The organism is Hydrogenophaga palleronii NBRC 102513 (assembly GCF_001571225.1).
GTDB lineage: Bacteria > Pseudomonadota > Gammaproteobacteria > Burkholderiales > Burkholderiaceae_C > Hydrogenophaga > Hydrogenophaga palleronii.
Genome location: NZ_BCTJ01000042.1, coordinates 20,565 through 31,071, shown reverse-complemented (window position 1 = coordinate 31,071; position 10,507 = coordinate 20,565). Strand labels below are relative to the sequence as shown.

Sequence of the window (10,507 nt, the reverse complement as noted above, 5' to 3'; positions counted from 1 at the left end):
TGGGCCCGGCGGAGCCGGCGCCTCGGGAGCCCTGGATCGGGGCACGTCGCGCCGGAGGTGGCAGCACCCCCGCGCGGCTGCGCCGCTCCCCCTCTGCTTCGCGAGGGGGCGCACCCTGGGCCCGGCGGAGCCGGATCCTCGGGTGCCCTGGACCGGGACACGTCGCGTCGGAGGTGGCAGCCCCCCCCGCGCGGCTGCGTCGCTCCTCTCTCTGCTGCGCGGGGGCGCACCCTGGGCCCGGCGGAGCCGGCGCCTCGGGTGCCCTGGCGGAAGACACTTCACGCCGAAGATGGCGCTCCCCGCTTTGCTCCCTCTCCCTCTGGGAGAGGGCTGGGGTGAGGGCCGCCGCCCGCACGCCGCAGGATCATGATGGACTGACATGAACGTATCGAACAAACCCCACGCCACCGTGCTCGGTGCCGGCCTGATGGGCCGGCTGCTGGCCGTGGCCCTGGCGCAGCGTGGCCACTGTGTCGAGGTGATCGACGCCGGTGGCCCCGAGGCCGCGCACGCCGCCGCGCGCGTGGCCGCGGCCATGCTGGCGCCGCTGGCCGAATCGGCCGTGACCGAACTCAACGTGGTGCGCATGGGCCAGCACGCCCTCACGCGCTGGCCGCAGTTGCTGGCGGCGCTGGAGCAGCCGGTGTTCTTCCAGCAGAGCGGCACGCTGGTGCTGTGGCACCGGCAGGACGCGGCCGAGGCCGAGCGGTTTGCCGGCCAGCTCGCGCGCACCAGCGCCGCACTGCCCACGCTGCCGCAGGCGCAGCGCCTGGACGGCCAGGCACTGACCACGCTGGAGCCGGCGCTGGCACAGCGTTTCGCGCAAGGCCTGTACCTGCCGGACGAAGGGCAGCTCGACAACCGCGGCCTGCTGGCTGCGCTCGCGCACCAGATGCAGGTGCTCGGCGTGACCGTGCGCTGGCACACCGCCCGCACGCCAGACGAGGTGGACCCCGGCCCCGACGCTTGGCTGTTCGACTGCCGCGGCCTCGGTGCCTTGCCGCAATGGAGCACGCTGCGTGGTGTGCGCGGCGAGGTGGCGCGGGTGCATGCGCCGGGCGTGAGCCTGTCTCGACCCACGCGGCTGGTGCACCCGCGCTACCCGCTGTACATCGCGCCCAAGCCCGACGACCTGTTCGTGATCGGCGCCACCGAAATCGAATCCGACGACCTCTCGCCCGCCAGCGTGCGCTCCACGCTGGAGCTGCTGAGCGCGGCCTACACCGTGCACCCGGGGTTTGGCGAAGCGCGCATCATCGAGCTCGGTGTGCAGCTGCGCCCCACCCTGCCCGACAACCTTCCCGCGCTGCGCCTCACCGGTTCGCGCAGAATGGCCATCAACGGCCTGTACCGCCATGGCTTCATGATCGCGCCCGCCGTGCTCGACGCGGCGCTGGAACTGATGGAACAAGGCCACTCGCCCCTGGCCGACGCGCTCGGCCTGGCCGTGCTGCGCTGACGACAACTGGAACCCGTATGAACGTGCTGATCAACCACGAACCCCGCGAGCTGCCCGATGGCGCCACGCTGGCCGACGCCCTCGCCGCCTGGGACACCCCGGCGGTGTTCGCCGCCGCCGTCAACCTGCAGTTCGTGCCACGCACCGCCTATGCCCAGCACCGGCTGGGCGAGGGCGACCGCATCGAAGTCATCGCCCCCATCACCGGCGGCTGACATGACATCCCCCTGCGCCGCTGTGCGGCTTCCCCCTCTCTTGCGCGCCTGCGGCGCTGGGAGGGAGGACGGCATCTTGGGCCGGCAAAGCCGTCCCTTGCTGCCTCTGGCTGAAGCCATTCTGGCGTGCTGCACCATGGAGAACTGAAAGAACATGACCCAACCTGTGACACACGACGATCCGCTGCAGCTGTACGGCGAAACCTTCCACAGCCGCCTGCTGCTGGGCACCTCGCGTTACCCCTCGCCCGCCACGCTGGAAGCGGCGGCGCGGCGCGCACAGCCGGCCATGCTGACGGCCTCGCTGCGGCGCCAGGGCGCGGCCGCACCCGAGGCCGGAGCCACCTTCTGGAAACTGCTGCAGGACCTGGCCGTGCCGGTGCTACCCAACACCGCCGGCTGCCACACGGCACAGGAAGTGATCACCACCGCGCAGATGGCGCGCGAGGTGTTCAACACGCCGTGGATCAAGCTCGAGCTGATCGGCGACGACTACAGCCTGCAGCCCGACACCCTGAACCTGGTGGACTGCGCGCGCCAGCTCATCAACGACGGCTTCAAGGTGCTGCCCTACTGCACCGAAGACCTGGTGCTGTGCCAGCGCCTGGTGGACGTGGGCTGCCAGGCCGTGATGCCCTGGGCCGCGCCCATCGGCACCGGCCAGGGCCCCGTGAACCCCTACGCCATGCGCCTGCTGCGCGAACGCCTGAGCGTGCCGCTGATCGTCGACGCCGGCCTGGGCCTGCCCTCGCACGCCTGCACCGTGATGGAGTGGGGTTTTGATGCCGTGCTGCTCAACACCGCGGTGGCACTGGCGCAATCGCCGGTGGACATGGCCGGCGCCTTCGCCGACGCGGTGCGCGCCGGCCGCGCCGCGTTCCGCTCGGGCGCCATGCAGCCCCAGGCCAGCGCGCAGCCCAGCACACCGGTGATGGGCACGCCGTTCTGGCACCACGGTTCCTGAGCTTTTCTTTTCCCGCACTGCATGACCACCATCACCTCCATCGACGCCATGGCCAAGGCCATCGTTGACGCACACCGCGCCACGCTGGCACTGCCCCTGGCCCCCGGCGCCGTGGCCCCCACCCCGGCGTCCGACGACCCGGTGTTCGTCGCTGCCCTGCAGGCCGCACACACCCTCGGCTTCATTCATGCCGATGCGCTGTGCGTGGCGCGCGCCTGGTCGCACCGCACGCGGCGCAGCGGCCAGTTCGACGCCAGCGCCTGGCCCGATGAAGCGGTTGACTTCGACATGGCGCCACGCCCGCGCACCGGTGCATTCGCCCCGCTTGCGCAGCCCATCGGCCTCTACGCCGTGATGCCCGACGCTGCCTGGACCGTGCGCATGGCGCGCGCCGGCGTGCCCACGGTGCAGCTGCGCTTCAAGTCCGGCGATGCGCAGGCGATCCGCGCCGAGGTGCGTGCTGCCGTGGCCGGTGTGCAGGGCACGGGCGCCCAGCTGTTCATCAACGACCACTGGCAGGAGGCGATTGACGCCGGCGCCTATGGCGTGCACCTGGGTCAGGAAGACCTGGAAGCAACCAACCAGGAGAGCCTGGACGCGATCCGCCACGCCGGCCTGCGCCTGGGCCTGAGCACACACGGGTATGCCGAGATGCTGATCGCCGACCGCCACAGCCCGAGCTACATCGCCATGGGTGCGGTGTTCCCGACCACGCTCAAGCAGATGGCCACCGCGCCCCAGGGCACCGGCCGCCTGCGCGCCTACGCCGCGCTGCTGCGCGGCAGCGCCCACATGGCCATCGGCGGCATCGATCTGAACAACCTGCCCTCGGTGCTGGCGGCGGGCGTGCGCGACGTGGGCGTGGTGCGCGCCCTGATGGCCGCGCCCGACCTGGACGCGGCAGTGGCCGAGTGGAAGGCCGCGCTCACACCGGCCTGAGCGGGGTGTGCCGGCCCGCCGGCAACTGCACGTCAATGCGGTCCAGCGCCGCCACCTCACCGCCCAGCAACACCACCGCCATCACACCGGCCTTGCGCACCAACGCGCCGTCGGCCGTGTGGTCCAGCACCGCGGCCATCAGGCCGGGTTGAAAGCGGTTGATCTGCACGCACGGGTTGCGCAAACCGGTCAGGCGCAGCAACACGTCGGGCCCCACGCGCAGCTCGGTGCCGGTGGGCAGGGCCAGGAGATCAATGCCCTCGGTGGTGATGTTCTCGCCCAGCTCACCGGGATGCACATGATGGCCTGTGGCCGCAAGTTCCACGAACAGTTCGCGCTGCAACAGATGCACCTGGCGCAGGTTGGGCAGGTGCGCATCGCGCGCCAGGCGCGAACGGTGCTGCACCGTCACACCGCAGTGCGCATCACCCGCCACGCCCTGGCCCGCGAGCAGGCTGATGCACAACGCCGTCTCCTTGGAGAAGCGATGCCGGGCACTGAGATGTACGGCGAACACGTGGGCGGGCATGGCCGGGTTGTAGCACGCCCCGGCGACACGCCGGTCCAAGACATGTTGCGGTGTGCAGCAGGCTCAGGCCAGCGTGCGCACTGAGGGCTCTCGCGCCCACTGGCGCGTGCTGGCGGCGGCCACAAAGGCTTTGAGATCGCCAGCGCCGAGCACGCCGGCATCGGGCTGGATGCCCCCGGCCTGCAGAACCGCCTGGGCGCCGGCATCGGCGGCGATGGCTTTCAGGTGGCCGAAGGCATCGCGCACGAAATCCACCGCGGCCGCCTCCTGGCTCAAGGCCTTGCCGCCAGCCGCCGACAGCACCAGCGCCACCGCATCGAACATCACCGAGGGCGTACCGGCCAGTTGGCCATCGGCGTCCAGGTGTTTGCCGTTCGACAGCTTCACGCCGCCCACGCGCGGCGCGATGAGTTTCACGCGCGCACCAGCCGCCTGCGCAGCCTTCTTCAGCGCCGCAATGGCCGCGGCGTCGGACCCGTCGGCCACGAGGATGCCGACGGCACGGCCCTGCAGCGTAGCCTTGGCATTGCCGATCAGGCTCAGGGGCGGTGAGGCGTCACGGGTCTGCACCGGCACGGCTGGCTTGGCAGCCTCTGGCAGTTCGCTCAGGCCCAGGCCGGTGGCCACGCGCTTGGCGAGTGCTGTATCGATCACGCGCAAGTGCCCGACCATGGCCTGGCGAATATGCAGATGCTCGACCTTGGACAGCTCGAACACCAGCGCCGAGGCCAGGTGGGCCTGCTCGGGTTCGGTCTGGCTGATGTAGAACTGGCGTGCCTGGCTGTAGTGGTCGGCAAAGCTCTCGTCTCGCACACGCCCGCGTGCGCCACCCTCGTCCACCGCCACACTGGCAAAACCGGTCCTGCGGTCTTCACGCGGACTTTGTGGCGACAGCGAACTCGGCTCGTAGTTCACGCGGCCACGCGGCACGGCCATCTGCATCTGGCCATCGCGCTGGTGGTTGGCAAACGGGCACTTGGGCGCATTGACCGGGATCTGCGCAAAGTTGGGTGAACCCAGGCGCGAGAGCTGCGTGTCCAGGTACGAGAACAGCCGGCCCTGCAACAAGGGGTCGTTGGAGAAATCGATGCCCGGCACCAGGTGCGAAGGGCAGAACGCGACCTGCTCGGTTTCGGCAAAGAAGTTGTCGGGCCAGCGATCGAGCACCATGCGGCCGATCACCTGCAGCGGCACCAGTTCCTCGGGAATCAGTTTGGTGGCGTCGAGGTGGTTGAAGGGAAATTTGTCGGCGTCGGCCTGCGAGAACAGCTGCACCGCCAGGTCCCACTCAGCCGTCTCGCCGGCGTCCAGCACTTCGAACAGCTCGCGCCGGTGGAAGTCGGGGTCGGCGCCGGCGATCTTCACCGCCTCGTCCCACACGGTGGACTGCATGCCCAGCCTGGGCCGCCAGTGGAACTTCACGAAGGTCGATTCACCGGCCGCGTTGAGCAGGCGGAAGCTGTGCACGCCGAAGCCTTCCATCGTGCGCAGCGAGCGCGGCAGGGTGCGGTCCGACATGATCCACATCACCATGTGCATGGACTCGGGTGTGAGCGATATGAAGTCCCAGAAGTTGTCGTGCGCCGAGGCCGCTTGCGGGAAGCCGCGGTCGGGCTCCATCTTCACCGCGTGCACCAAATCGGGAAACTTCATCGCGTCCTGGATGAAGAACACCGGCACGTTGTTGCCCACCAGGTCCCAGTTGCCTTGCTGCGTGTACAGCTTGACGGCGAAACCGCGCACATCGCGCGGCGTGTCGGACGAACCCGAACCGCCGGCCACGGTGGAGAAGCGCGTGAACACCGGGGTCTTCACGCCAACCTCGGTCAACACCTGCGCGTTGGTGAACGCCTCCAGCGAGTGCGTGAGTTCAAAGTAGCCGTGCGCACCGGTGCCCCGCGCGTGCACGATGCGTTCTGGAATGCGCTCGTGGTCGAAGTGCGTGATCTTCTCGCGCAGGATGAAGTCTTCCAGCAGCGTCGGGCCCTGCGGGTGGGCGCGCAAAGCATTCTGGTTGTCGGACAGTGTCACGCCCTGCTGGGTAGTCAGCGGCGGGTGTTCGCCGCCTGCCTGCTGGTGCAGCTCGCCACCGGTGCCGAGAAGGGTGTTCTTTTTCGATGCGCTCATGGGGGTTACTCCGTGGGATATGGACGCTGCGCGAGGCGCAAGCGCGGTGCCGTATTGCCGCGTCGCCGCCCGTGCGGTCAACGCGCCCCAGCTTGCGTGGCGGACACCGCCCTGTCGGTGCCTTGCCGCACACAGGTCGCCAGCCCCGCGTGCACCGCGCTCCAGCGCACAGACGGTGCTCAACCCGAAGGTCGACAGTGGGCACACCCTATCCACCTGTCCAGGAGGACATGCCATGAGATCCCTGCCCCGTTTCAACATCCCACGGCCGTCGGCCGCGCTCGCCGTGGCGGCGCTCGCCATGGCCGGCCTGGCCGGGTGCGCCGCGCCACCCCACGACCGCGGACAGAATGCCTACCCGGCGCCCGAAGTGCGCGGCGGCACACCCAGCCAACCCATCGGCGACTACCGCCGCCGCGACCAGGAGCCTTTGTACGAAGTGCCGGTGAGCTGGGTGCGCGCAGTGGTTGGCCCCGATGGCGGCCAGCGCTGCTGGATCGAACGTGAGCCGGTTGCACAGCCGCGCAGCCCGAACGTGGGCGGCGCCATTCTGGGTGGTGTGGTCGGCGGCATCCTCGGCCACCAGATCGGTGGTGGCACCGGGCGCGACATCGCCACCGTGGGCGGTGCGGTGGCCGGCGCTGCCGTGGGCTCCAGCGTCGGCCGCAACAACGCGCCCCCCACGCAGGACGTGCAACGCTGCAGCAGCGTAAGCAACAGCCAGGCTTCGTACTGGGACGTGGGCTACAACTTCCGTGGTGTGGAGCACCGTGTGCAGATGAGCGAGCCACCCGGCCGCACGCTTCTCGTCAACGGCAACGGCGAGCCGCGTTACTGAGCAAGGCCTCAGTCGCCCAGCGCCACGAAGCGGTCGCTGCGGGCCGCGATGCGCACCGCCTCGGGGTCGTGGTGCATGGCCCTCTCGGGCCGGGCGCCGTCCAGCCAGTGGTTGGGCGTGACGAACCACAGCGCGAGTTCGGCGTCTTGAAAAACCCCCTGCAGTTCCTTCAGCAGGGGCCGCATGCTGGCGTGCACCGCACCGCGCGGCAGATCGAACTGGAACGAGGGCAGCAGGCGGCCCCACTGGCTTTCGATGCCCACCACCGCCTGCGACGCGATCCAGTGCGCCACCAGCAGCTCGGGCCGCTGCTCGTAGAACGGCGACCAGGCATGCACTTGCTGGCGGATCTGCTCCACCAATTGCTCCACCGTGAGCAGCCCGCCGCTGTCGGCAAACGCCGCCGCGATGGTGTTCCAGTGGCACGGTGCGGGTGCGGTCACCATCCTGGGGCCGGGCACACCCAGGCCCGGCCGGAACGGTTCGGTGTCGTTGTAGAAGCGCGAGTCCGACAGGTCGGAGGGTTCGTCGAAGTCGCTCATGCAGCGGGTTCCTCGGGGCACGCCGCGCACCCCCTGGTGCGTGGTCGAAGCCGAGCGTCGCTCAGCGCGCGCCCGCGGTCTGTGCGGCGCCCGACATTGCGCAGGCCCCTGGCGTTTCTTGCGGTCCAATACGGGCATGAACGCCACAACTCCCACCGACATTCCGGGCGCCATCGAAGGCCGCCTCACCGAGCTGGAAATCAAGGCCAGCTACGCCGAAGACCTGCTCGACACCCTCAACCAGCTGGTAGCCAGCCAGCAGGAACAGATTGATCTGCTGCTGCGCGAAGTCAGCCGCCTGCGCCAGCGTGGCGAGCCCGATGCGGCACCGGCCGAACGCAACCTGCGCGACGAGCTGCCGCCGCACTACTGAAGCGCCGGCGTATCAGGGCCCGTCGCGCCCCACCTGCAGCGACGCACCGGTGACGTAGAACTGCCCGCCGGCCACGTAGTGCAGGCTGCGCAGGTGGTCGGGCGCTTCGTCGAAGTGCCAGCGCCCGGCGCGGAACACGCGCTCGTCGGCCCACGCGGCCACCACCTCGCCAATGAACAGGTCGTAGGTGTGCTGGTTGCGTAGCTCGGGCAGCAGCCTGCACATCAGCCAGGCCACACACCCCTCCACCAGCGGTGGCGCATGGCCTTCGGCGCTGAAGCAGCGCACACCATGGCGCGCCAGCTTGTCGGGCACGCTGGCGGCGCTGTCGGTGCCCACACCGAGCGTGAGCGCCGCGATGCCGACCGAGGGCACACCGAGTGCGAACACGCCGCTGCCTTCCACCAGGGCGCGCGTGCGCGTGGCCTTGTCGAGCACCACGGTGACCTTGGGCGGCAAAAAATCGAGCGCACAGGCCCAGGCGGCAGACATCACGTTGATCTCACCCGCGTGCGCGGCAGACACCAGCACGGTCGGGCCGTGGTTGAGCAGGCGGTAGGCCTTGTCGAGCGGCACGGGCTGGACGTGTTCGGGAGTGGGGATGGTGGTGGCGGTCATGCCGGCATTGTGCAGAGCCCACCGCCACCCCGGGGCGCACGGGGTTGGTGAGGCGCCGTCAGCGGTGCGCCGGCCCGCGGGCCGCCAGGCGCTGGTGCACCGCGGTCTCGCGCGCCAGGGCGGCAGCAAAATCGCCCAGCTGTTCGTGGTGCACCAGTTGTTTGACTTCGGCCAGCAGCGCCGGGTCACTCCGCGCGAGTTGCCCGGCCAGCTGGCGCGCCTGCGCCTGCAGTTCGGCGTCGTCCACCACCTGCCACACCAGGCCCCAGCGCTCGGCATCGGCGGCGCCGATCTCCTGCCCCAGCATCAGCAGGCCCTTGGCCTTCTGCAGCCCGACCAGGCGCGGCAGCAGCGCGGCCACACCGCCGGTGCCGAACAGGCCGACGTTGACCTCGGGCAACAGAAAACGCGCACCACGCGCCGCCACGGTGAGGTCGCCGTTGAGCATCAGCTCCACACCGGCACCCACCACCCAGCCCTGCACCGCCGTCACCACCGGCTGCGGCGCCTGCACCAGCGCCGCCGCCAGGGCCTGCAGTGTGTCCACGAAGGCCGGTGCGGGTGGGTCGTCGCGGTCCTTGCCGGCGCAGAAGGCACGGCCTTCGCCGCTGAGCAGGATCACCCGCACCGCCGGGTTGGCCACCGCGGCCTGCACCGCCGCGAGCAGTTCACGCGCCAGCGCGAGCGTGAGGGCATTGAGGCGCTCGGGCCGGTTCAGGCGCAGCTCGAGCACGCCGGCATCAAAGGACTGGATCAGGGACATGGCACGGGCCCGCGCGCGGCGGGGCAATCTGGGGGACGGCCGCCAGCGTACACGGTATGCCGCTCACACCGCTGCCGGACGCGGCGTTCTCCGACAAGCGCGCCCACCACCGGCCCCTACACTGAATCCGGCCCACCGCACCGCGCGTCCACCACCATGAACCACACCCCCACCCTCGACCCAGCCGCCACGCTGCACTTCATCCTCAACGGCCGGGCCGGCAGCCAGGAGCAGGACGACACGCGCGAGGCGATTGAAAGCGCGCTGACCGCGAGCGGCCGCCAGGGGCAGCTGCATGTGTGCGAGCCGGCCGAGCTGCCCCAGGTGGCGGCCGAGTGCGCCGCGCTGGCGCTGCAGGCACACGGCGCCATCGTGGCCGTGGGCGGCGACGGCACCATCAACACCGTGGCCCAGGCCGCGCACGCCGCCGGTTGCACCATGGGCGTGATCCCGCGCGGCACCTTCAACTACTTCGCGCGCACCCACGGCATCGAGGGCGACGCGGCAGAGGCCATGGAACAACTGCTGGCCGCGCTGCCGCAGCCGGTGCAGGTGGCCGCGGTGAACCAGCAGGTGTTCCTGGTCAACGCCAGCGTCGGCCTCTACCCCGACCTGCTGGAAGACCGCGAGAGCTGGAAGGCGCGTTTCGGTCGCAGCCGCCTGGTGGCGCTCGGCGCGGCCGCCACCACACTGCTGCGCGCACAGCGCCAATTGACGCTGCAGATCGAACTCGACGGCTCGGTGCGCAAGCTGCGCACGCTCACCCTGTTTGCCGGCAACAACCGGCTGCAGCTGGAGCAGCTCGGCATGCTGGTGAGTGCGAGCGAGGGCAACCGCGCCGACAACGGCCGCGTCACCGCCATCATGCTCAAACCACTCGGCAGCCTGGCCATGCTGGGCCTGATGCTGCGCGGCGCCATGGGCTCGCTCGGCGAAGCCGAAGGCATCGAGCACATCGAGTTCCAGCGCATGGTGGTCCAGCCGCCGAAGGTGCTGCGTTTCGGCCGCATGAAAGTGGCTTTCGACGGCGAGGTGGCGCGCATGAAACCGCCGCTGGATTTCCGCGTGCTGCCCACGCCGCTGTGGCTGCTCAAGCCCGAGATGTCGCCGGCAGCGGCGGCAGCGGTTTAAGGCGGGCCG

12 protein-coding genes are annotated in these 10,507 nt (G+C 70.2%); 7 read left to right on the top strand and 5 right to left on the bottom strand.

Annotation, left to right across the window (positions count from 1 at the left end; all coding sequences use genetic code 11):
* Window positions 1-379 precede the first annotated feature (379 nt).
* From HPA01S_RS19850 to HPA01S_RS19835, 4 genes are all read left to right on the top strand, one after another.
* A complete protein-coding gene (locus HPA01S_RS19850; protein ID WP_066272781.1) occupies window positions 380-1,459 on the top strand; it encodes an FAD-dependent oxidoreductase in 1,080 nt (359 codons plus the stop codon).
* A gap of 17 nt (window positions 1,460-1,476) precedes the next feature.
* Complete coding sequence (gene thiS / locus HPA01S_RS19845; protein ID WP_066272778.1) at window positions 1,477-1,674, top strand: sulfur carrier protein ThiS; 198 nt, start codon at window positions 1,477-1,479, stop codon at window positions 1,672-1,674.
* A 154-nt stretch (window positions 1,675-1,828) separates the two neighbouring features.
* Window positions 1,829-2,638, top strand: coding sequence for a thiazole synthase (locus HPA01S_RS19840; RefSeq protein WP_066272776.1), 810 nt, complete (start codon window positions 1,829-1,831; stop codon window positions 2,636-2,638).
* A gap of 21 nt (window positions 2,639-2,659) precedes the next feature.
* On the top strand, window positions 2,660-3,577 hold the full coding sequence (locus HPA01S_RS19835) for a thiamine phosphate synthase (RefSeq protein WP_066272774.1): 918 nt from the start codon (window positions 2,660-2,662) through the stop codon (window positions 3,575-3,577).
* On the opposite strand, the gene HPA01S_RS19830 is transcribed toward HPA01S_RS19835, so the two are convergent.
* Both HPA01S_RS19830 and HPA01S_RS19825 read right to left on the bottom strand, forming a co-directional pair.
* On the bottom strand, window positions 3,564-4,106 hold the full coding sequence (locus HPA01S_RS19830; RefSeq protein WP_066272772.1) for an MOSC domain-containing protein: 543 nt from the start codon (window positions 4,104-4,106) through the stop codon (window positions 3,564-3,566). The genes HPA01S_RS19835 and HPA01S_RS19830 overlap by 14 nt on opposite strands.
* 63 nt (window positions 4,107-4,169) lie before the next feature.
* On the bottom strand, window positions 4,170-6,233 hold the full coding sequence (locus HPA01S_RS19825) for a catalase (RefSeq protein ID WP_066272770.1): 2,064 nt from the start codon (window positions 6,231-6,233) through the stop codon (window positions 4,170-4,172).
* Window positions 6,234-6,468: 235 nt separating this feature from the next.
* Here HPA01S_RS19825 and HPA01S_RS23745 point away from each other — a divergent pair, with 235 nt between their 5' ends.
* Window positions 6,469-7,071 carry a glycine zipper 2TM domain-containing protein gene (locus tag HPA01S_RS23745; RefSeq protein ID WP_066272768.1) on the top strand — a complete coding sequence of 201 codons (603 nt, stop codon included), beginning with the start codon at window positions 6,469-6,471 and terminating at the stop codon, window positions 7,069-7,071.
* Between the two features lie 8 nt (window positions 7,072-7,079).
* Here the strand turns inward: HPA01S_RS23745 and HPA01S_RS19815 are convergent, their stop codons facing one another.
* Window positions 7,080-7,613, bottom strand: coding sequence for a hypothetical protein (locus HPA01S_RS19815; protein ID WP_066272766.1), 534 nt, complete (start codon window positions 7,611-7,613; stop codon window positions 7,080-7,082).
* A gap of 136 nt (window positions 7,614-7,749) precedes the next feature.
* Between HPA01S_RS19815 and HPA01S_RS19810 the strand changes: the two genes are divergently transcribed.
* Complete coding sequence (locus tag HPA01S_RS19810; protein WP_066272764.1) at window positions 7,750-7,986, top strand: SlyX family protein; 237 nt, start codon at window positions 7,750-7,752, stop codon at window positions 7,984-7,986.
* A 12-nt stretch (window positions 7,987-7,998) separates the two neighbouring features.
* Here the strand turns inward: HPA01S_RS19810 and HPA01S_RS19805 are convergent, their stop codons facing one another.
* Window positions 7,999-8,604: a flavin reductase family protein gene (locus HPA01S_RS19805; protein WP_066272762.1), complete on the bottom strand. Its 606-nt coding sequence runs from the start codon at window positions 8,602-8,604 to the stop codon at window positions 7,999-8,001.
* Window positions 8,605-8,662: 58 nt separating this feature from the next.
* Entirely contained in the window at window positions 8,663-9,367 is a 705-nt protein-coding gene (locus HPA01S_RS19800; protein ID WP_066272760.1) for an enoyl-CoA hydratase/isomerase family protein, read from the bottom strand.
* Window positions 9,368-9,523: 156 nt separating this feature from the next.
* Between HPA01S_RS19800 and HPA01S_RS19795 the strand changes: the two genes are divergently transcribed.
* Entirely contained in the window at window positions 9,524-10,498 is a 975-nt protein-coding gene (locus tag HPA01S_RS19795) for a diacylglycerol/lipid kinase family protein (protein ID WP_066272758.1), read from the top strand.
* Window positions 10,499-10,507 lie beyond the last annotated feature (9 nt).